The 21,021-nt window shown below is 65.0% G+C and carries 18 protein-coding genes; 10 read left to right on the top strand and 8 right to left on the bottom strand.

What is annotated here, in order from left to right:
• The 5 genes from flgA to A8V01_RS11155 form a co-directional block, all read left to right on the top strand.
• Nucleotides 1-352, top strand: a 352-nt coding sequence (gene flgA, locus A8V01_RS11135; RefSeq protein ID WP_103095928.1) for a flagellar basal body P-ring formation chaperone FlgA, incomplete at its 5' end; no start/stop codon positions are given.
• 9 nt (nucleotides 353-361) lie between these two features.
• Nucleotides 362-1,138: a flagellar basal body L-ring protein FlgH gene (gene flgH / locus A8V01_RS11140; protein WP_103095929.1), complete on the top strand. Its 777-nt coding sequence runs from the start codon at nucleotides 362-364 to the stop codon at nucleotides 1,136-1,138.
• A 267-nt stretch (nucleotides 1,139-1,405) separates the two neighbouring features.
• Nucleotides 1,406-2,344, top strand: coding sequence for a flagellin (locus tag A8V01_RS11145; protein WP_103095930.1), 939 nt, complete (start codon nucleotides 1,406-1,408; stop codon nucleotides 2,342-2,344).
• A 160-nt stretch (nucleotides 2,345-2,504) separates the two neighbouring features.
• Nucleotides 2,505-4,181: an ATP-binding protein gene (locus A8V01_RS11150; protein ID WP_211295004.1), complete on the top strand. Its 1,677-nt coding sequence runs from the start codon at nucleotides 2,505-2,507 to the stop codon at nucleotides 4,179-4,181.
• Entirely contained in the window at nucleotides 4,178-4,774 is a 597-nt protein-coding gene (locus tag A8V01_RS11155) for a response regulator transcription factor (RefSeq protein WP_103095931.1), read from the top strand. Before A8V01_RS11150 ends, A8V01_RS11155 begins: the two co-directional genes overlap by 4 nt.
• Before the next feature lie 46 nt (nucleotides 4,775-4,820).
• Here A8V01_RS11155 and A8V01_RS11160 read toward each other — a convergent pair whose 3' ends face one another.
• From A8V01_RS11160 to A8V01_RS11185, 6 genes are all read right to left on the bottom strand, one after another.
• A complete protein-coding gene (locus tag A8V01_RS11160) occupies nucleotides 4,821-5,939 on the bottom strand; it encodes a nucleoside hydrolase (protein WP_103095932.1) in 1,119 nt (372 codons plus the stop codon).
• Nucleotides 5,940-6,003: 64 nt separating this feature from the next.
• Nucleotides 6,004-8,208: a TonB-dependent receptor gene (locus tag A8V01_RS11165; RefSeq protein WP_245892425.1), complete on the bottom strand. Its 2,205-nt coding sequence runs from the start codon at nucleotides 8,206-8,208 to the stop codon at nucleotides 6,004-6,006.
• A 556-nt stretch (nucleotides 8,209-8,764) separates the two neighbouring features.
• The gene (locus A8V01_RS11170; protein WP_103095934.1) at nucleotides 8,765-10,117 is read right to left on the bottom strand and encodes a replication initiator protein A; all 1,353 of its coding nucleotides are present in this window, start codon (nucleotides 10,115-10,117) and stop codon (nucleotides 8,765-8,767) included.
• A gap of 220 nt (nucleotides 10,118-10,337) precedes the next feature.
• Nucleotides 10,338-11,381, bottom strand: a complete 1,044-nt coding sequence (locus A8V01_RS11175; protein ID WP_103095935.1) for a ParB/RepB/Spo0J family partition protein — start codon at nucleotides 11,379-11,381, stop codon at nucleotides 10,338-10,340.
• 83 nt (nucleotides 11,382-11,464) lie between these two features.
• Nucleotides 11,465-12,607 carry an AAA family ATPase gene (locus tag A8V01_RS11180; protein WP_245892438.1) on the bottom strand — a complete coding sequence of 381 codons (1,143 nt, stop codon included), beginning with the start codon at nucleotides 12,605-12,607 and terminating at the stop codon, nucleotides 11,465-11,467.
• A gap of 388 nt (nucleotides 12,608-12,995) precedes the next feature.
• Nucleotides 12,996-14,495: an MFS transporter gene (locus A8V01_RS11185; RefSeq protein WP_103095937.1), complete on the bottom strand. Its 1,500-nt coding sequence runs from the start codon at nucleotides 14,493-14,495 to the stop codon at nucleotides 12,996-12,998.
• A 302-nt stretch (nucleotides 14,496-14,797) separates the two neighbouring features.
• Between A8V01_RS11185 and A8V01_RS11190 the strand changes: the two genes are divergently transcribed.
• The 4 genes from A8V01_RS11190 (at nucleotide 14,798) to A8V01_RS29545 (ending at nucleotide 16,681) form a co-directional block, all read left to right on the top strand.
• Nucleotides 14,798-15,715: a LysR family transcriptional regulator gene (locus A8V01_RS11190; protein WP_103095938.1), complete on the top strand. Its 918-nt coding sequence runs from the start codon at nucleotides 14,798-14,800 to the stop codon at nucleotides 15,713-15,715.
• Nucleotides 15,716-15,777: 62 nt separating this feature from the next.
• On the top strand, nucleotides 15,778-16,011 hold the full coding sequence (locus A8V01_RS11195; protein WP_103095939.1) for an antitoxin: 234 nt from the start codon (nucleotides 15,778-15,780) through the stop codon (nucleotides 16,009-16,011).
• Nucleotides 16,012-16,015: 4 nt separating this feature from the next.
• Nucleotides 16,016-16,414 carry a type II toxin-antitoxin system VapC family toxin gene (locus A8V01_RS11200; protein ID WP_103095940.1) on the top strand — a complete coding sequence of 133 codons (399 nt, stop codon included), beginning with the start codon at nucleotides 16,016-16,018 and terminating at the stop codon, nucleotides 16,412-16,414.
• 135 nt (nucleotides 16,415-16,549) lie between these two features.
• Nucleotides 16,550-16,681, top strand: coding sequence for a hypothetical protein (locus A8V01_RS29545; RefSeq protein ID WP_281256493.1), 132 nt, complete (start codon nucleotides 16,550-16,552; stop codon nucleotides 16,679-16,681).
• Here A8V01_RS29545 and A8V01_RS11205 read toward each other — a convergent pair.
• Both A8V01_RS11205 and A8V01_RS11210 read right to left on the bottom strand, forming a co-directional pair.
• The gene (locus A8V01_RS11205; protein WP_103095941.1) at nucleotides 16,678-18,225 is read right to left on the bottom strand and encodes an MDR family MFS transporter; all 1,548 of its coding nucleotides are present in this window, start codon (nucleotides 18,223-18,225) and stop codon (nucleotides 16,678-16,680) included. The genes A8V01_RS29545 and A8V01_RS11205 overlap by 4 nt on opposite strands.
• Nucleotides 18,222-19,610 carry an MFS transporter gene (locus A8V01_RS11210; protein ID WP_103095942.1) on the bottom strand — a complete coding sequence of 463 codons (1,389 nt, stop codon included), beginning with the start codon at nucleotides 19,608-19,610 and terminating at the stop codon, nucleotides 18,222-18,224. Before A8V01_RS11210 ends, A8V01_RS11205 begins: the two co-directional genes overlap by 4 nt.
• Before the next feature lie 234 nt (nucleotides 19,611-19,844).
• Between A8V01_RS11210 and A8V01_RS11215 the strand changes: the two genes are divergently transcribed.
• The gene (locus A8V01_RS11215; protein WP_170065897.1) at nucleotides 19,845-20,915 is read left to right on the top strand and encodes a class I SAM-dependent methyltransferase; all 1,071 of its coding nucleotides are present in this window, start codon (nucleotides 19,845-19,847) and stop codon (nucleotides 20,913-20,915) included.
• The last annotated feature ends 106 nt before the right edge of the window (nucleotides 20,916-21,021 follow it).

The following is a 21,021-nucleotide window of genomic DNA, read 5'->3' on the forward strand; positions in this document are numbered from 1 at the left end:
GGTGGAGCGCGGCGAAGTGCTGGCGCGCGGCGATTTCGAGACGCAGCGCGTGCCCGTCGCCATCGCGCGCGGGGCGCTGTCTGCGGCCGATGCGGCGGGGCAGGAAGCCACCCGCCGGATCACCGCAGGCTCAGCCGTGCGCGCCACGGACGTCGCCGCGCCGCGCCTTGTGCGGCGCGGGGAAAACGTGACGATCGCCCTTGTTTCCGGAGCCTTGCGCATCACCTCGCCCGGCCGCGCGCTGGCCGACGCGGGGCGCGGAGAGCCGGTGCGCGTCCTCAACCTTGCCACCAACCGCACGCTCGAAGGCACCGCCGCCGCAACCGGCGAAGTGCGCATCGCGCTGCCGTAAGGAAGCCTCATGAACCCGCGTTTCGCCACCCTTGCCTGCGCCCTCCTGTCCGTCAGCATGCTGGCAGGCTGCGGCTCTGTCGGCCGTCTCAAGAACGTCGGAAAGGCGCCGAAGATGAGCGATCCGGGCGCCCCCGTGGCGCCGCGCGTGGAGCCTTCGCTGGGCAACCACGCCAGCGCCGATCGCGCGCCGGACGGCGGCGATCCCAAGGTGGCGGACGCGGATCGCGGCGCGTCGCTCTTCCGTACCGGCGGCGGCGCGTTCTTCCGCGATCAGCGCGCATCGCGGGTGGGCGATATCGTCACCATCCGCATCAACATCGCCGACAACGCGCAAGTCGCCAATGCCACCACGCGCACCCGCGATGGCAGCGAAGCAGGCGGAATTGCGGCACTTCTGGGGCTTGAAAGCCAGATCGGCAAAGTGCTTCCCGGCAATCCCGATCCCGGCAACCTGGTCAGCACCAATTCCAAGTCCAGCGCGGTCGGCGTGGGCAATACCGCCCGGTCAGAGCAGATCAACATGACGATCGCGGCCACCGTGGTCGGCGTGCTGCCCAACGGCAACCTTGCCATTCGCGGCAAACAGGAAGTGCGCGTCAACTTCGAACTGCGCGAACTGGTGGTTTCCGGCGTGATCCGGCCCGAGGACATCGCCCGAGACAACTCCATCCGCCACAGCCAGATCGCCGAAGCGCGCATCAGCTACGGCGGTCGCGGCCAGCTGACCGACGCGCAGCAGGCCCGCTGGGGCCAGCAGATCTACGACGCCCTGTTCCCGTTCTGAGCGTACACAGGCGGCACCTAACGGCACCTAGAGGGCACCTAGATGCACCCAAGCGGCCTCTTCGGCTGCCAAATGCTGTGACAGGCCCTGCCTGAGCGGGATGCGATCATGGGCTGTGTCTGCGCATTCTTTCCGGCGGTAAATTTTATAGTTTTTCCACAGGCCGCAACCGTCCTTTAACGACTCCTCCTAGAATAAAACCGCACCCGTATCTTTCGGGATCGCAAGAGGCCGCAGAATCGGCCGGTAACCTAGAAGGGAATAGAAATGGCGTTTTCGGTTAACACCAACAGCGGCGCGATGGCAGCTCTCCAGAGCCTCAACGCGACCAACAAGTCGATGGAAACCACTCAGAGCCGTATCACCACGGGTCTGAATGTTGCATCGACCAAGGACGACTCGGCGAAGTACACGGTCGCCCAGACGCTCCGCGGTGATCTTGGCAAGCTGGGCGCGGTTACATCCTCGCTCAACAACGCCAAGTCCGTCACGGACGTTGCCGTCGCCGGTGCGGAGCAGGTCTCCGACCTCGTCAACCAGATGAAGTCGAAGGCCCTCGAAGCATCGGACGCGGGTCTTGATGACAAGAGCCGCGAAGCGATCTCCAACGATCTGCTGACCCTCAAGAAGCAGATCAACACGGTGATCTCGGGTTCGACCTTCAACGGTACGAACCTGCTCGAAGGCACGGCTGCAGTCGAAGCCGACCCCGATGCAGAGCCGCCGGTGGAAGCGGCTGACGCAACCGGCGGCAAGCTCAGCGCCCTTCAGTCGCTGGCCGGCGACAAGCTCTCGGTCAACAACCAGGGTCTGAGCGAAGCTGCTGCAAAGGCGTTCGGTGGATCGGGCGAAGACGACCTGATCAAGAACATCGGGAAGGAGAGCAAGGAAGACGCCGACGATGCGACCAAGGACACTGGTTCGTTCGCGGCTGACAACCTCACCACGGCGTTGAACACGTTCTTCGACACGGTGAAGGCCAGCCTTTCCGACCTGGGCGCAAGCTCGCGTCAGATCGAAGGCCAGCTCAGCTTCAACAGCAACCTGAGCGACGTGATCACGACCGGTATCGGCAACCTTGTCGATGCCGATCTCGCCAAGGAATCGGCGAACCTTCAGGCTCTTCAGGTCCAGCAGCAGCTGGGCGTGCAGGCCCTGTCGATCGCCAACCAGTCCCCGCAGACGCTCCTGTCGCTCTTCCAGTAAGAGTATCAGGCACCTTCCGGCTTGCCGGGGGGGACATTTCGGAAAAGGCCGGGACGGTTCACCGCTCCCGGCCTTTTCTTTTTGATTCTAAGGGACGTTTTCTCGGTCACCCGTGAAAATTCCGGGTTTCCCCCTAACCCATATGCCGCCACACAATGGCATGATGACCGGACGGGTACTTCCCTTTTCCAAGCCCCTCCCCCTGCACCGTCTGGCCCTGCGCGCCAGCGACCTGCCGCTGCTGGCGCTCTACGGCCTTGCCTTCGCGCTGCTGCACTGGGCGTCGCACCCGTGGAGCGGGCTTGGCTTCTTCTCGCTGTGGTATCCGGCCGCGGGCCTGCGCTTTGCCGTACTGTGGCGCCGGGGGACGCGGCTGACGCCCTGGCTGATCCTGACCGAAGTGCTGACCGACGGCATCGTCGGCACGATACCGCTTACCGGGGTGGCGGCAGTGCAGGGCATCACCGGCGCCATGCGTCCCGGCCTCACCTGCGGCATCGCGATCGCCGTCGCGCGCCGCCTGTCGCGCGGAAAGTCCGAAGCGCTGGCCCTGCCGCCGATGATCCTGGGCATCGCTGCGGTGCTGGCGCCCCTGCTCAACGCGGCGATGGTGCTGCCCTTCGCGATGTTCCTGCCCGATGCCGGGCGCTATCAGCTTGGCGTCGCCACGATCATATCGCTGATCGGGCTGACGGTGGGCGACCTGCTGGGCATCCTCGTTCTGGCACCTGCGCTGCTGTGGCTGGCCGCTCTGATCGAGGCCGACGTGCGCCTGCCCGCAATAACGCCGGAAAGACGCCGCCGCCTTGCCGCCGCCTTGCTGGAACATACCATTGTCCTCACGCTCAGCCTGGTTCTCACCATGCTGATGCTGCGGGCGGGCGTCGGTGTGCGCCCTGCCCCCGGCCTGCTGGCGGGCGCGTGGATCGGCCTGCGCCATGGGCGCGTCGCCGCCTGGGTCGCCATTCTGGTGCAGGTGGCAGCGTTCCTGCCGTTTTCCGCCGTGGAACTTGATGACGGAGAACGGCTGACACTGCACTTGTGGATCACCGGGATCGTGCTGGTCACTTGGCTTGCGGGCAGCTTCAGCGATGCCCAGAAGGCCGCGCGCGAAGTGCTGGAACGGCGCAACCGCCTGCTGTTCCAGGCCGAACGGCTCAAGACCCTGCGGGCCATGTCGGTGGCGGTGATCCATGAGATCAGCCAGCCCCTTTCCACCCTGGCGATAGAGGCCCGGCATTTGCGCGATGCCACCGCCGGGCTTGATCCCGATATCGCCGACAGCGCCGCGCTGGTCGATCGCAAGGCGCAGGCACTGTCCGAACTGGTGCGCCGCCTGCGCCGCTTCGGCGGGCGTGACGTGGACGAGCCTGCGGCGCTGCCGGTCATGACCCTGCTGCAGACCGCGCGACAGATCGTTGCCCCCGAACTGAACGCGACGCTGGGCACACTGTTCATCGCGCCCGTCCCGCCCGATCTGGTCGTGCAAGTGCAGGAGATCGAACTGACGCAGGCGCTGGTCAACCTGCTGCGCAACGCCATCGCCGCCAGCCCCGGCCGCACCGTTTCGATCATCACGCGCAAGGATGGGGAGGACGTGCGGATCGCGGTGTCGAACCCGCTCGACCGGCCGGAGCCCTCCGGTCCCGATACATACGCCGGCATGGGGGTTGGGCTGGTGATCGCCCGCACGATCGTGGAGGCGCACGGCGGCACGCTGGCACGCGGCGATGCGGACGGATCGGCGCGCTTCGTGCTCTCGCTGCCGCTTGTGCCCGCATCCCCCCTGCCCGCCGACCTGCTTCCCCCCGATCTTCTATCCGGAGCCCGCGCATGACCATGCCGCCCCTCTTGCGCGTCGCGGTCCTTGACGATGATGATGATCTGGCCGCTACCGTCGCGCGGCTGCTGTCGCGCAACGCCCTGCCCGCCAGCGCCTTCAGCGTGCCGCACAGCCTGCTGGATGCCTTGCCTTCGGGCGATTTCGGCTGTGTGGTCAGCGACATCCAGATGGGCGAGGTGGACGGCTTCACTTTCGCAGAGACGCTGCGCGCGGCCGACCCTTGCGTGGCGCTGGTGTTCATGACCGCCTGGCCCACCACGACCCATGCGGTGGACGCGGTGCGGCGATATGGCGGGCTGGACTATCTGGAAAAGCCGATCGACGAGGCGCGGCTGATCGCCGCCGTGCGCGAAGGACTGGACTGGTCAGGCCGCGAACGGCGCATCGCCGCGATCACGCAAAGCTTCACGCGCCGCGAGCGTGAAGTCTTCGACCTGCTGGTGCGCGGACATTCGAACAAGGAAATCGCCGAGCGCCTGTCGATCTCGGCTCGCACGGTCGAAGACCACCGCGCCGCCATCGTCACCAAGACCCGCGCCAACGGCCTGTCCCAGCTGATCGCATTGAGCCGGGGCGAAGAGGTGTAATGCAAGAGCCCCTCCCCGAGCGCGTCTCGGGAAGGGGCTGGAAGGCTTACTTCGCCGCTACGGACTTGACGATGATCTCGTCCAGCTTGCGCGGGTCGATCGACAGCACCACGCGCGCCTTCTGTTCGCCAAGGCCGGGCTGGTAATGTTCGCGCCAGCTGAGCGTGTCACCATAAGTCGCGCCGAACGCCGCGTCATAATCGACATAGAGGTCTTCCGCCTCGGTGACGATCGAGGGGTCGAGCAGAACGGCGGCGACGATCTCGTCCCACAGCGGGAAGCCTGCTTCGAAGCCCGCGATCGCCTTGCCCACTTCCGGCTTCGCGCCCTTGGCCGCGCGGTCCAGCAGCTTGCGGGTCAGCTGGGTGGCGGTGGAGGGATCGACCGGGATCACGGTGATCTGCTTCCACGGCGCGCGGCTGACGATGCTGGCGGCTTCGGGATCGAGACGGATGTTGAATTCGCGGCGGGGCGAATTGGCAAACTCGCGCGCGAACTCCACGGCAGAGCGGTCATCCCGCACGCGATGCGGGTTGAAGCTGCCGCCCATATAGATCAAGCCTTTGGCAAGGCTGGCAAATTCGGGATCAAGGCGCTGCGCCAGCGCCAGGTTGGTCATCGGACCGCCCTCGACGATGGTGATCTGGCCGGGGTACTTGTGGACCATCTCGATCATGAACACCGCGGCCGCCTGCGGGGTAACCTTCGTGCTCGGCGCGCCCCAGGGCAGGTTCGACAGGTCGTTCGGGCCGTAATAGGGCGGGGTCGACTGCTGCGTGGGTTCGACCCACTGCTTCATCCATGCGCCCTTCCACGTCAGCTTGCCGTACAGCGCTTCCCAACGCTCGGTCGCCTTCTCGGTGTTCATCAGCGGATAGACCGCGCCTTGGGCCACCGGAACGTCGGTGCGGCCCATCAGCTCAAGCCCGCGAAGCTGCATCGCCGCGCCGCGCGGGGCCCACCAGTTGCCGGTCACGCTGGTCACGCCCACCACGTCGATCTGCGGCGAATTGATGAGCATCATGTGCATCAGCGAGAAGCCCTCGTCATCGATGAGGACTTTCTGCGGGGCGCTGTCTTCAGCCTGGGCAGGCAGGGCGAAGCAGACCGCCGCCGCCGTCACCAGCGAGGAGACGAGACGGATCACGGCATTCAGGGGGGGCATCGGGTATCCTTATTGGCAGACCATACGAAAAGGGCGCCGGTTTGACCCGGCGCCCCTCGCTTCATCAGAAGTTGAAGCGGAACTCGCCGCCGATGATGCGCGGTTCGTTCAGCATCGCCGTCAGGTTGTTGAAGTCGATCGCGCCGACGACGCGGATCTGGTTGGTGATGTTGCGGGCGAAGGCCGCAACTTCGTAACCGCGCTTGTTGTCGCGGTAGCCGATACGCGCGCCGCCTTCGAGGAACGCCTTGCCCGTGAATTCGATCGAATCGTACAGGAACAGGTTGATCTTCGAACGGTACGACCAGTCGGTGTAGGCGAAGATCTCGTTGTCGTTGCCCAGCGGCACGGCGTAGCGCAGCGTCGCGTTCGCGATCCAGCGCGGAGCCTGCGGCAGCGGGTTGCCGTCGATCGAGGCCAGCGTGGTGCCGTCCACCGTCACCAGCGGGTCAGTCACGGTGCAGCCGCCGCCGCAAGGCGCGACGTAGAGGTTCTTGTCCTTCAGCTCGGTGTGGTTGTAGCTGCCACCCAGCGTCAGCACGAGGTTCTCGATCGGGGTCGCCGAGAATTCCGCCTCGACGCCGTAGCCGACCGCCTTCTTCGCGTTCATCAGCTGCGTGACGTTCGAACCGCCGCCCACGGCGGTCAGCTGGATGTTCTTCGTGTCGAAGTAGTAGCCGTCGACCGAGAAGTTGAACAGGCCGGGCTGTTCGGTCTTGAAGCCGACTTCGTACGAAGTCGTCGTCTGCGGACGGGCCATCGTCGCCACGCCTGCGGCGGTGTCGTTCTTCAGCGCCGCGCCAAGGTAGCCCGAGGCCACGCGGGCGTAGATGCTGCTGGACGAAGAGAGCTTGAACGTCGCGCTGCCGTCCCACGACCACTTGGAGCCGTTGGTGCGGCCGATCGAGGTTGCGGCGTCCGCGTCGGTGATGTCGTCACCGGCCACCAGGATGGCACGGCGCTTGTCATGCGACCAGCGCACGCCGCCACGCAGGATCAGCGCGTCGACGGGCGTGTATTCCACCGAACCGAAGAACGCATAAGTCTCGTTGTCGAGGTGCGAAACGCTGGTGGGCGTGTAGGCGTTGTCATTGTTCCACGAACCGCTTTCGCTTTCGAGGTTCTGGTTGAAGTAGTAGGCGCCCGCCTGGAAGCTGACGTCACCGAACTTCTTCGATGCGAAGCGCAGTTCCTGGCTGAATTCCTTGGGCGTGGTGTCGCCGCCGGTCTGGACCTGGAACGGCGTGTTCAGCGGGGTGCCGCCATCGATGTCCCCGCGCGAGAAGACGCTGGCGCGCTCCCATGCGGTGATCGAGTAGAGCGAACCGGCGCCGTCGAATTCATAGCTGGCCTGGACATTGGCGCCCCAGCTTTCCAGTTCCTGCGGGTTCGAACCGTTCTGGTCGGTGTGTTCGATGTCGTAGCCGTCGACAAGGTCGTTGGTGCCCGGCTTGATCGCGTTCGCACGGAACACGCGCGCGGTGCCCTTCAGCGAACGCGCGTGGGCGTTGACGAGGATGTCGAGCGGGCCGTCCTCATACTCCAGCTGGAAGCGGCCGGCGTAGTCCTGATAGCCTTCGAACTTCTTCTCGTTGATGGTGTCGGCGTTGTCGTTCTTGACCCAGTCGTCACGGCGCTGGACGAGGCCGGCCACGCGGAAGCGCAGCTTGTCGGTCAGCGGCGCGCCCACGGCGGCTTCAAGGTTGACCGTGTTGTAGGTTGCCCACGAAGCGCTGACGTGGCCGTCCACTTCCTCGGTCGGGCGCTTGGAGGTCAGCTTGACCACGCCTGCGGGCGTGTTGCGGCCGAACAGCGTGCCCTGCGGACCCTTCAGCACTTCGACGTTCTCGAGGTCGAATGCGGGGAATGCCTTGAGCATCGGGCTTTCCAGCGCGACGTTGTCGTACACCACCGAAACCGGCTGCGCGGCGTCGGCGCTGAAGTCGGTGTTGCCAAGGCCGCGGATGTAGAAGCGCGGGAAGGTGCGGCCGAACGAGGATTCGATCTGCAGGCTCGGCACGCGGGCAGCAAGGAAGCGGATGTCCTGACCGCTGGAGTTCAGCACGTCCAGCTTTTCGCCCGAAAGCGTCGAAACCGCGACAGGCACGTCCAGCGCGCGCTCTTCGCGGCGCAGCGCGGTGACGACGATGGCGTTGTCCGTACCGTCAGCAGCCGGCGCGGTGTCCTGCGCCATGGCAGGCGCGGCGAAGGATGCCGAGACCGCAAGAACCGAAACCGCCGTCAAACGACGCAAGCGAGCACTATTCACAGATTACCCCCTGAGGTGGCCATGTTATGGAATGCGGGGGCCGATAGGCTGACCAGCGTTGTCATTCAACCGCAATGATCAGCACGGTGCGTTGCGAAAAATGGCGCGGCAATTTTGCAACGCAACAAAGCCATGGGCACCTGGAGTCGGAAAGGCAGCGCCCTCCCCCAATTCCCTAAAAGCCATAGGCTTCACGAGGGGTTAGAAGGGTTTTTAGGGATTCTGTTAAAAGGTTAGACCGGCCCTGCGCCGCGCTGCAGCAAGCATTTTCGCCGAGTCGGACAAAATGCCCGTTCCCATAGTGTCGTCAAACCGTTCCCGAAGTGTCGGCGCATCCGTTCCCGAAGGGTCGAAGCCCCGTTCCCGAAAGGTCGAAGCCCTGCCCTCGTGCCCCCCTCACCCGTTCCCGGAGTGTCGAAGGCATAAACCGGCACGGGATTTTTGAATCACTTTTTGCCGAACCTTTCAAAACCACGTTCAATCGAGTCGGATTTCGCACGCGCCGCGAATGCCGGCGGATTCTCGCCCTCACCCGACACGACACTTCTGGAACGCCCTAGCCGCGAAGCTGGTGACGGTGCTTCGCATGATGACGCCGAACCCACCCGACGAAAGCTCGCTGCCAGTCCGCCGGAGTACGATCCTGATCGGCATTCACCCACCGCTCGAACTCGGCATGAAGCGCGTGAAGATCCCAGCCCGGACACTCCCGACGCAAAAGGTCGATCGTCTCGTCCGTCATGAAACCACGCGTCGCCTTGTCGGAAAGACCGGCGACGGCGGAGCGGATAAGCTTGCGGGCGTCGATGGTGTCGTCTCGTTTCCCCGGGGAAACAGAAGAAGCAGGAAGTTCTGGGGCCATCGCCCCAGACCCCTTTACTGGCGTCGTCGCGCGTGCAGCCAAAGCAGTTTGCGCATTGCCAGCGTGCTGGGTCTCCCGGCGCACCGCTGCGTCATTGGGCGATGGCTGCTGGATGCCCTGAGGCGGACATGTCTGGGAGCGCGAGGGGCTTTGCTCCTCGCATTCTTCCTTTTCATTCTTGAGGACAGGCAAGGACACTTCCGCCCCGCCCTTCCCGTCCACCCGCTTCATGCGGATCATCGGTTCGCCGTCCTTCGCCGTTTCGATGCTCAGACCATAGCCGGGCAGGTCGTCCTTTTCGGCCAGCTTGAGCATTTCGAACTTGAAGCGGCGATATTGCCCTTCGGCGCCGGACTTTTCGAACAATACGGGCATGGAGATCGCGAAGCCGCCCTCCCCTGCTCCGCCGGCGTGCTTGCGCGCCACGCGGTAGAGCCAGCGTTCGCGGCCGCCGGTAATGTCGAAATAGGCGCGGTCGATGGACAGCACGCCGCCCTTCATCATCACGCCTTCCCAGAACCAGTTGGACAGCTCGATGGTCATCCCGCGCGAACGCTCGGTCTTTTCGTCGACCAGTTGCGTCCAGCCATCGAGCCACGAGAATGTGGCTTCCCGGCGGTTCTCGGCGCGCAGGTTGGTCTTGATCGTGGTTGCCACAAGCCGGTCGAGCGCCTGCCCCAGCAGTTCGTAGGCGCGGCCCGTGGTTGGCCGTCCGATCGCGCGCAGCAGGTCGTAAGGCATCAGGTGCAGCGTGCGCGGCACGTCGTTGGCGCCCCGGCGCGCCATGTCGGCCAGCATGCTGGCGCAGTAGATCAGGATGTCGGCATCCCAGATCGTCGCCATGCCGTAATCGGGGTTGGCGCTGACATGGACGTGCACCTTGCCGTCAGGACTGGTGTAATCGATCGGCTTGGACCGCTTGGTCTTGGCAAGGCTGAAAAACGGCCGCTCCATCATCTCGCGCTGATCGCGCAAGGGAAGGTCGGCGATGTAGGGAAGGAACAGGTCGAACTGTTCGCTCACCGAGGTCTTCTTGGCACGGGTCACGAGTGTTTCCCCGGGGAAACATAGCGAAGCGAAGTTCGGCGAAGCCAAACATTTTCAGGAGAAGGAAGTCCTGGGGCCATCGCCCCAGACCCCCATACCGTCGAGGTCGCGAGCGCAGCTTCGTCGTGCGCCCATGGTGAGGCGGGAGGCATGAAAAGCCTGCGGCGCCAGTTCCGGGAGCGCGAGGGCGATGGCCCTCGCATCTTCCCTTCGACTTCCATCACGCCTGCAACCCCCGCCCTTCGGACTCCAGCTGCGCCAGCAATACGCGCACCGCGTTCACCGTCTCTTCGAAGTTCGCGCCCGATCCGGCGTGGAGCCGCACGGTCATGCCCTGCCGGTTCTGCGACTGGAGCGAGGCGACCGGGCGGCCGGTGCGGCTGTTGGGGATGGAGTGCATGATGGGCTTGTCCTGCTCTTCCTCCGGCGCGGCAAGCAGGGCTTTCAGCACTTCGGCGGCGGTCAGGGCAGGGCGGCCGTCTTCGCGGCGGGTGGCCTGTTCTTTGGCAAGGCGAGCAGCTTCCTTGCGAATGGCGGGGGCCTTGTCCTTGTCATCCAGCGCCTGCGCCAGTGCATAGGCGGGCTTGAGCTGCACTTCGGCAGGGGATGCGAAGGCGGCGATCACGCCATCGGGCAGGGCGGCGACCTTGAGCATCTTGGACAGCCAGCCCTTGGACAGCTTCAGCCGTTCCGCCATGCGGGTCAGGTGGTTGCCGTAGTGGGCCTTCAGCGCATCGGCATAATTGCGCGCGCGTTCAAGGTCGGACACGTCCTTGCGGGCGCGGTTCTCGATATCGGCGAGGCGGAAGGCGGCTTCGTCGTCCAGCTGCGCGACTTGCGCTACGAACTGCATGTCAGGGTAGGAGTGCGCGCGCAGCCAGCTGATCGCCCAGTGGCGGCGGGTGCCGGCGATGACTTCGTAATCGTGCGCCGCATCGCCCTCTATCCGGCGCACCACGGCGGGAACCTTCTGGCCGCCTTCGGCAACGATGGAATCGATCAGTTCGCGGCAGGATTCTTCGGTAAGGTGGGCATAGCTGCGGGCATTGCCCGGCCACGGCCGCACGCGCGCGGGATCGAGCAGCAGCTGCGTCACCTGCCGCACTTCGCCGGTGGCGACGCGGGCGAGGGCGCTTTCCCGGCCGAGCAGGGTGGTGCCGCGGGCGCGTTCGGCGCGTTCAGGCTCACGCGCGGGGGCGGCGGGTGAGGGGGCTTCGTCCTCGGAAAGCAGGGCGGCGAGATAGTCGGATTGCTTGCGGGCCATGGGTTACCTCGGAAGACTACGGGCGAGAACGTATGCGGAACGAGCGGGATGTAGGAAAGTTAAAAAAGCTGAGGGTTTCTTCGTCAGCCATTGACCAGCATTTCTTCATCCACCCGCTGGCTGCGGCCCCATCCGGTGCGCACCAGCTGTTCGATCTGGCCCAGCGCTTCGTCCAGATTGGCGCGGCAGCGCTTGTGGGTGCGGGGGGTGCCGATCGGCTTTTCCAGTTCGTAGATCGTCATCATGCGCAGCGCCGCGTGGCTGATTTCCGCGCTTTCGAGGATCGGCACGGGCAGCAGGGCAGGGCCGAAGGTCTGCTCCATGATCGTGCGCACCATTTCGTGGCTGGGATCGTTGCCGTCGAACTTGGAGCACAGCAGGCGCACGAAGGAATAGTCCACCTCGATCCCCGCCTGCGTCAGCTGATCCAGCACCTGATCCATCATTGAAAGGAACTGCACGGTCGAGCAGAAGTCCGGCGTTGTCGCCGCCAGCGGCACCAGCAGCGCGTTGGCGGCCTGCATCACCGCAAGGCTGATCGTGCCCAGCGCCGGCGGCGGATCGAGCAGGACGATGTCGTAGTTGCGGGCAAGGTCGGTCAGCCCCTGCTTCAGCTTGCGGAAGCGCGCGGCCAGCACCGACTGCCCATCGGACCCGGCGGCGGCGAGTTCATATTCCACATCGAACAGCTCAAGGTTCGACGGGATCAGATCGACGTTCGGCCAGGGCGTGCGCTTGACCGCATAGAGCAGGTCGGCCTGCGTCGGGTCGATCGAGAGATAGGGGTAGAGCGTCTCTTCCCGCGTAATGTTGAAGTGCGGGTTGAAGCCGAACAGCGTCGTCGTCGTCGCCTGGCTGTCGCAGTCCACCACCAGCACGCGGTAACCCTGAACCGCGAAATAATGGGCAAGGTGCGTGGTGACGGTGGACTTGCCGACGCCGCCCTTGAAGTTCTGCACCGCGATCATGGCGGGCACGTCCAGCGGGGCGCGGGCAGGGGAGGCACCCAGCACTTCGCGCATGTGCAGCAGTTCCTCCACCGAATAACCGATCCTCCGCCCGTTCTCTCCGGCGGGGGGAGGGGGCAGGCGGCCGTCATCCTCGGCCATGCGGATGCGGTTGGTGGAACAGCCCAGCAGCTGCGCGGCCTCGGCAATACCGAAGCGCACGTTGAGGCCCTTGCGGCTTTCGGGCAGGAAGGCCTTGCGGCGCAACCGCTCGATCATCTTTTCACCAGCTTGAGCGAGATCGCCTATCTGCGACAGGATTGCATTCGATTCGGCCACGCAGCGCTCCATTGAAGCATGTTTATGCTATCAATCGCGCAAATCGTTCAATTTTTCAACTTTTTCCCGATAGCCCTTCATTTTTATGGCGTGGCCGATCTTGCTGATGCCTGTTTCCCCGGGGAAACATGTGAAGCTGCGAAAAGGAAACGCCTGCCGGACCTCTCCGACAGGCGGACACACCTGCCGCCGCAGATTGCACCTGACGGCTGCCTCGGGCCTCTTTACGCTCAGGGTGAATCATCAGGTAATCGGCAAGGGCACCTGAGAAGGAGGCCCGAAAAGGAGACTGGGGAATGACCAGAGCCTGGGCTTCTGCAAGCGGTGATCAGGCGCGCGCTTCCCTTGGCGTGCGGCCGGGGATCGGGGCTGCGTGATGCGCGGGCTCGGGAGCGAGAAGGGCATCGGCCACCGCTTCCGGGATCGTCTCCTCCAGCACGGCGGCTTCCATGATCGGCACTGCCATCTCGTCAAGGTCGGCTTCGGTCAGGCTGTAGCCGCGCAGCAGCAGGATGCTCAGCAGCGGGGCGAGGGCGGGGATGATCGCAAAGCAGATCTGGATCGCCATCACCGCGCCGCTGCTCTGCACTTGCGCGGTGCCGCTGTCCGACGCGGCATAGCCCATGACCGAAAGCGTGGCGCCCATGATCATCAGCCCCGCCGCGTTGGATACCTTGTCAACGAAGCTCATGAAGCCGGAAAACGCGCCTTCGCGCCGCAGCCCGGTGGTGACGTAGTCGTAACGCACCGCGTCGGTCAGCATCGATGCGGCCAGAAGGACCACCCCGCTCATCATCGCGCCGATCACGGTGACGCGCGCGCCCAGCACCCACAGCGTTTCGTGCGGCCCGGCAACCACCCAGCTGAGCACGGCAAGCCCGTAAAGGCCCAGCGCCGCAACGTAAGTGTTCTTCTTGTCGAACCGCTTCGACAGGCGCAGCCAGACGGGCACGGCAAGGATGTTGCCCGCGGTCAGGAACACGTAGAACAGCCCCAGCCAGGTATCGGTGCGCTGCAGGACGTAGCGGGTGAAATAGGCGTTGGATACGCTGGCGGTGGCCACGCCGATCATGAAGATCACGTGGACGAACACCATGATGCGGAACGGCCGGTTGCGCCATGCCACCTTCAGCTGGTCCACAAAGCGGCCGGGGTGCCTGGCCTCGTTCACGGTGGCGCGGGCGGACCGCAGCATCGGGATGGTGACGATGCACAGCGCGAACACGATCCCGCCCATGACCCAGCCCATCGCCGCATGGCCATCGCGCCCCGCACCCCATGCCTGCAGCAACCAGGGCGGCACCGAGGAGCCGAGGATCTGCCCCACGAAGCCGCCATACGTGCGATAGGCAAGGATGGTGGAACGGGCGTGGTAACCGTCGCACACTTCGACGATCATCGCCGAAGAGGGCACGGAATAGAGCGAATAGGCGGTGCCGTGCAGCGCCAGCATGAACCCCACGTAGACCAGCAGCAGCACGCCGTTGCCGATGTTGGGCACCGCGAACATGCCGACGATGGCGACGGGCATCATCACCGATGCCGCCAGCAGATAAGGCACCCGGCGCCCCCAGCGGCTTTTCGTGTTGTCGCTGAGGTATCCGGCAAAGGGATCGACGAACCCGTCGTAGATCTTCACCACCGCGAACAGGGCGGCGGCTATCCCGGCAGAGATCGCCAGATTGTCGGTCAGGAAGCGCAGCACCAGCACGGCGACGATCTGGCCCGAAGCGTTCATCGCCGCCGCGCCGATCGCGAAGGCAAGGATCACCGTCTTGCCGGTATCGAGAACCTGATCAGGAGCGGATGGATCGCTGCTGCGCGCCATGGAATTCCCTTGCTGCCGTGCGCGGCGGGCAAGCCTTCCCCGTGCGGAAAAGCAAGCTTTCCACCCCGGATCTGTTCGGCTGCCGAAATGCGCTGTGTTTGCAGGTGGCAGGAAACCACAGTTTTGCGATCCAGACCACAGGGCCACGACAACACGATGGCACCGGAAATGACCGCATTTTAACGCGGAACATGGAAATAAATATAATAATAACAGTAAGATAAAGATGTCAGGAGGAATGGGGAAGCGCGGTTGGCCGGCACCTGCCTAACAGCTATGCGCAGCAAGCATGAGGCTCAGTCATGGACATACGCAAGTTTGACTATTTCATGTCAGTCGCCGAATTGGGCAGTTTCTCACGCGCGGCGGTCAGCCTGCGGCTGTCGCAGCCGTTGCTCAGCCGACAGGTCCGCACTCTGGAAGAAGAGCTGGGCCTGCCGCTGTTCTACCGCAACGGGCGGGGGGTAACGCTGACGCAGGCCGGGCGCTGCCTGCTCAAGAACGCGCGGACCGTGCGCGATGCGGTGGAGATGACCTACAATGAACTCAACCAGTTGAAGAGCCAGCTGGTGGGCGCGGCGGCGATCGGCATGCCCACCAGCGTCGGCCGCGCGGTCAGCGTCGATCTGGCGCAGCATTTCGCCCGTCACACGCCGGACGTGAAGCTGCACATCGTCGAAGGGCTGAGCAGCGATATCGCCGAGCAGATCCAGCAGGGCCGCCTTGATGTGGCGATCCTCTATACCCCGATCCGCAACCAGAGCATCCTGTCGGACCCGGTGGTGGTGGAGCATCTGGTCCTGGTCAGCGCGCCGGGGCAGGGGCCAGATGCGCCGGTGAGCATGGACGACCTGCTGCGCCTGCCGCTGGTGACAAGCGGCCCGAACCAGCAGCTGCGCCGCGATCTGGAACAGGCGGCCCGTGCGCGCGGGGTGCAGTTGAACATCGCGGTGGAGGTCGATTCGCTCACCTCGATCCTGCAGATGGTCAACGTCGGGCTTGGCCATGCGGTGCTGCCGCCCTCCGCACTGGTGCGCCATGGCCTGCGCGATCATTTCGACGTGGCCAGCTTCACCGACGATATCTTTCACCGCACCCTCTACGTGGGCACCGGCCCGCAACGCTCTGACGCCGCCCCGGCGCGCCAGTTGGCGGGCGTGGTGAAGGAAACCCTGCAACGGCTTGCCGGGCCGCTGACCTGGGACGTGATCCGGGCCTGAAGGAGCCGGTTTCGCTCGCCGTCGCCGAAGGCATATGCTATGGCATATGCCAAGGAGTCGTCATGAACGTCGAACGTCACGTGAAACTGTTCAAGAACGGGCGCAGTCAGGCCGTGCGCATCCCCCGTGAATTCGAGCTTCCCGGCGAAGATGCTATCATGCGCAAGGAGGGCGGACGCATCATCATCGAACCTGCGCCGCCGCCCTCCCTGCTCGCCCTGTTGAAGACACTGGAGCCGATCGAGGACGATTTCGGCCCGATCGACGATCTGCCACCCGAACCTGTGTCGCTCTGAGGGTATGTTTCTGCTCGACACCAATATCCTGTCGGACCTGATCCGGCATCCGCAGGGTGTGATCGCGCAGCGTATCGCCGACGAGGGCGAGAACGCAGTCGCGACCAGCATTATCGTCGCTGCCGAACTGCGCTATGGCGCCGAGCGGCGCGGATCGCCGCGTCTCACCGCGCAGCTTGAGGCCGTGCTTGGACTCCTGCCGGTGCTGCCGCTGGGCGACGATGCAGATGAGCACTACGGAAGGCTGCGCGCTGATCTTGAACGGCACGGAACGCCGATCGGCGGCAATGACATGCTGATCGCCGCCCACGCCCTGAGCCTGGGAGCCACGCTGGTGACCGACAATGTCCGGGAATTCGAGCGGGTGAAAGGCCTCGATATCGCCAACTGGTTACGCAGTTAGAACCCTGTCAGCCCGCGCGGAACACGGAACGCTATAAACGCCGCATTAACCTGTATTCCCGTAATCGTGCAAACGATTGCCGATCGATGCGCACGGGGCGCGATTCGCGCAGGCGTACTCAGTTCGGGGATTGCGATGAAAGCAGGGTTCGATGTCGGCCTCACCGCCGAAGTTGCGGATGGGGAATGGGCGGTCTGGGAAGGTATGGCCGCCGCCCTGCCGATGAGCCTTGCGCTGTGGGCGCTGATCCTCTGGCTGGTGAGTTAATCCTCGCCCAGATGAATCTCGGGAATCCTTAGCGCCACGCCGACGGCAAGGCAGGTCAGCACGCCGCTGGTCACGAATGTCACGATGAAGGCGTGGGCGTAGATCGCCACGACCGCATCGTGCAGGGCAGGGGGCAGGGCCGCGATCAGCGCCACGCCTTCGTGCAGGACGCGCTCGGCCAGCGGGGCGGGCAGGGCGGCGGCGGCGTACTGGCGCAAGTGGTGGGTCAGCAGCAGGCCCGATCCCGCCACAGCTGCCACCGCCGCCAGCTGGTTGCAGAATTGCAGGGTGGAGGTGCCGGTGCCCAGCTCCGCGCGGGGGACGCAGTTCTGAACCGCGACCGTCAGGTTGGGCATGCACAGCCCGCCGCCCGAACCCATCAGCAGCAGGCAGCAGATCCACGCCGGATCGCCAAGGCCCACCGCGGTGACGGTTGCGATGCCGAAGAAGCCGATCGCCAGCAGCACCATGCCCCCCACGATCGGCGCCTTGTAGCGCCCCGTCCGCGATACGACCTGCCCGCCCAGCAGCGACATGGTGGTGCCCGCGATCAGGTGCGGAAGGATCATCAGCCCCGAACTCGCGGTCGAGTGGCCGCCCACGGTCTGGAAGAACAGGGGCAGGAACACCGATGATCCGAAGAAGGCAAGGCCGATCATCGTGCTGGCCACCACGGTCCGCCTAAACACCGTGTTTTCGAGGAGGTGCACCGCCAGAACCGGCTCTGCCGCGCGCTTTTCCTGCCGGTAGAGCGCGGCGAAGGCGAGGGCGCACAGCACCCCCGTCCCGGCCATCGCCAGCGGCGTCGATGCGGCGCTGCCGTCCAGCATCCCCAGGAACATGAGGAACGCCACCGTCCCGCAGACCAGCAGCGCCACGCCCGCAAAGTCGATCGCGTGGCCCTTTCGGGGGGCAAGATTGCGCGGCAGGGTCAGCCACACCATCGCCAGCGCCGCCGCGCCGACCGGCAGGTTGATGTAGAAGACCCAGCGCCAGCCCATCCACTCGGTCACCGCGCCGCCGACCACCGGCCCGGCGATGCTGGAGAGCGTGTAAGTGGCGTTGAACAGCCCCTGATAGCGCGGCCTTTCGCGCGGGGTGACGAGGTCGCCCAGCGTCGTCAGCGCCAGCACCGATGCTCCGCCCGCGCCCATGCCCTGGATCGCGCGGAACACGATCAGCTGCGTCATCGACTGCGCTGCCCCGCACAGGGCCGATCCGCCAAGGAAGACCACGATCGCCAGCGTGAACAGTGGCCGCCGCCCGTGGATGTCGCTGAACTTGCCGTAAAGCGGCATCGTCACCGTGGAGGCGAGCATGAACGCGGTCATCACCCAGGAAAGCTGCGACAGCGCGCCGAACTCGCTGACGATGTGGGGCAGGGCGGGATTGACGATGAAGTTGTCCAGCGCCGCCAGCGCCGCCGTCAGCAACAGCCCCGACAGCGCCAGCCAGAAGCGGGCGCGCGTGGTTCCGGGCTCTTCTTCCTGAGTGGACGGCACCTCTCCGCTCGCGGCTTGTGCAAGCCGTCGATATGAATTCACCCGGTCACTCCTGTCGCATCGCTTATGGGGTTTTCGCTCGTCGGGCCAAGGGCAAGGTAGCCGATGGCAAGGGCGGAAAAGATCACGTGCAGCAGCCCGATCAGCACGAAGGGCGCGGTCAGCCCGACAAGGTCGAACAGGTATCCCGACGCCAGCGACACCACGACCACGCTGGCGGTGCCGAAGAAGGCAAGCAGGCCATAGGCGGTGCCGCGCAGGTCGGCGGGGGCTTCCTGTCCGAAGAACGCCTGCTGCGCGATCGTCTGGGTGCTTTCGGCAATGCCGATGAACAGCGCGAGGGCAAGGATTTCCCAGCCCGTCACGCTTGTCACCAGCGGCGCGCAAAGGAACGATATGCCCACCAGCACCAGGCTGGCGACGTAGATCGTGGTGCGGTCCCACTTGTCGAGCAGCACACCCAGGATCGGCGGGATCACGAAGGAACAGGCGCGCATCAGCGCCAGCGCGGTACCGGCGATGGCGACGGTGCCGGTCGTGCCCAGGCCCTCCTGCGCGCCGCGAAGGGTGATCCACAAGGCGAGGAACGAGCCGACCACCGCCTCGTCGGTGCGCACCACGAAGGAGGTCAGCAGCAGCACCCCGAAACCCCGGTTGGTGCGCGCATGGCCGACCACGCGCCAGAACCCGCCGAGCAGCTCGCGCAGGCCCTGAGAGGCAGGCGCGGTGCTTTTCCGCCGGTCCTTCGCGGGCGCATCGGGCATCAGGAACATCGCCGCGACCAGCGCCGCGCCGAGGCCGACGATGCCGCAAGCCCACAGCGCATATGTGCCAGCGCGCGCGGTGTCATAGCCCGCAGAGTGCAGCCAGCCCGGCAGGGCTGCGCCGATAACCCCCACCATCAGCACGCTGATCAGGCCATAGAACACCATGACCAGCGCCATGAACCGCCCGCGCGAGGCGTTGTCGACATAGTCGAAGAACTTTGGCGGACCGCCGGCGGTGTGCGCGCTTGACGCGATGCCGAAGCAGAAGCGGATGACGAACAGCGCCACCACGCCGCCCGCCAGCGGATAGGCGAAGGCGGCCATGCTGTAGCCGACAAGGGCGAAGATCACCATCGCCCGCCGCCCGATCCGGTCCGCCAGCGCGCCCGCGAAGCTGACGCAGACCAGCACGACCGCCTGCTGCACCGTCATCAGCTGCCCCGCCAAACGGCCCTGCTGATCGCGCGGCACGCCGACCATTTCGGTGAACACGTAAGGCTGCATGAGGGCGATGAACGCGGTCATCATCACCGCGATTCCGGTCACCAGCAGGAATACGAAGACTTCGCGCGGGGGAATGCCCGGCATCAGCGTGATCGGCCCGATCCGCGCCTGATTCTCCGCCTTCTGGCGAACAGCGCCCTTGGGTGCAGTGTCCATGCCGGTCCTTCCATGTCGAGGAGCGACCGGGAAGGGCGCTTCGCCGCGTCCGGTCAGGGGACAGGATACGAAAAGGCGGCCGCGATTCCAGCGATTAAGCCATGCTCAAAAGGCGGGTCAGATATGCCTTTGCGCACTATTGCCTCGCCGTGCCGCCGGGACTTACGCTGCCCCTACAAGCAGCCCGAGAGCGTTTGCGCCGGGCCTGCCGCACCCCTTTTCAGGAGTCGTCCCATGCTGATCGACCGTGGATTTTCCGAGCGTAACCGCCGCGTGCGCAGCCTTGACGTGGAAAGCTACCAGGACTTCGTGCTGGGCTTTCGCGACTGGACTTATGGCGATCTCGACAAGTCCGCGCGGGCCAGCGCCGACGAGATCCTCGAAGACCTGCGCCTTAACACCGAGGAAGCCCCGCTCGATGCCTTCCGGGGCGCCTTCGAGAAGGACCCGATGATCGCCGCGCGCATCCGGTGCTGGCTGTCGAGCCAGCAGCTGATGTGGCGCAACGTGCTGGATCACTACAGCCAGCATGCCGATTTCTACATGGGCGGGATGGAAACGGCGGACACCAGCGGCCCCGGATCGCTGGAACTGAACACGGGCATGGACATGCCCGATTACACCAAGCACGAAATCCACATCCAGCCAGGCGGCTATACCGGCAACGACTTCGCCGGGCCGCTCTACCACTATGGCACCAACACCTTCTACAAGGGCCAGAACAACGAGGACGAGTTCCAGTTCGGCATCGCGCGCACCATCGCCAAGCCTGCTGACGGCAAGATCGAACGCATCGTCGATATCGGCTGCGGCATCGGTCGGCTGAGCGTGGCGCTGGCAGAGACGTTCCCGGATGCGGAAGTATGGGGTCTCGACGTGGGCGGGCCGCTGGTGCGCTATGCCCATGCCCGCGCGGTGGAACTGGGCACCCCGGTCCACTTCGCGCAGCGTCTGGCCGAGGATACCAAGTTCGCGGACAACAGCGTCGATATCGTCACCGCCTACATCCTCTTCCATGAAGTGTCGGAACAGGGCGCGAAGGATATCTGCGCCGAAACCTTCCGCATCCTGCGCCCCGGCGGCGTGTTCGACGTGACAGACTTCCACACCGGCCGCGCCCGTTCGAACGAGCCCTATCGCCGGTTCATGGGGTGGATCGACCACGTCTACAATGCAGAGCGCTGGTCGCACCAGTTCACTGCCAAGGACTTCATGGAAACCCTGCGCGAAGCCGGGTTCGAAGTGGAGAAGGGCGAAAACCGCCACTGGGGCATCGCCTGCTACATCGCGCGTAAACCCGAATAGAACGCCAGCGAACCACGGACTGCGCACCTGCGGCGAACCGGCGCCGCAGGGCGAAGCGCCGCGTCCGCGCGCCGGACCTGTCAGCCGGGGCATGACAGCTAGAACC

Source organism: Novosphingobium guangzhouense (assembly GCF_002896965.1).
Lineage (GTDB): Bacteria > Pseudomonadota > Alphaproteobacteria > Sphingomonadales > Sphingomonadaceae > Novosphingobium > Novosphingobium guangzhouense.